Annotated in this window: 1 protein-coding gene; it reads left to right on the top strand. The window is 47.3% G+C overall.

The features are described 5' to 3' along the window. On the top strand, positions 1–230 hold a 230-nt coding region (locus LE180_RS02960; protein ID WP_374133994.1), incomplete at its 5' end, for a hypothetical protein. Between the last annotated feature and the right edge of the window lie 87 nt (positions 231–317).

Here is a 317-nt window from a genome sequence, read left to right as displayed (position 1 = left end):
TTGAGAACGACATTAAAACCGTTGGGGTGGCAGAGGATGTAGTACAAGTTGGGTCGACTATGAAGCTGGTGGGTAGTCGGTTTGAAAGGTGTGACCTTGACAACGCCACTAGGGAAACGGTATGTGTGAATAAGGGTGGAACCTCGTCTGTTAGGTTTAAAGGCATGAAATACGGTGATCGACTTTTTGAAGGCAAGGATTTGCAATGTGCGCTTGTGGGAGGTGGGTAAGGATGTGGTGCGCCTCTTTTGGTCGAATGTGAATCGCAGGTAGAAGGAAGCGAAGTATGTGTGTCTCCAGAAATACGGTTTTATGGA

The sequence above is a fragment of the Candidatus Endomicrobiellum pyrsonymphae genome (assembly GCF_020328025.1).
Classification (GTDB): Bacteria; Elusimicrobiota; Endomicrobiia; order Endomicrobiales; family Endomicrobiaceae; genus Endomicrobiellum; species Endomicrobiellum pyrsonymphae.
This window is presented reverse-complemented; position numbering and strand designations above follow the sequence as displayed.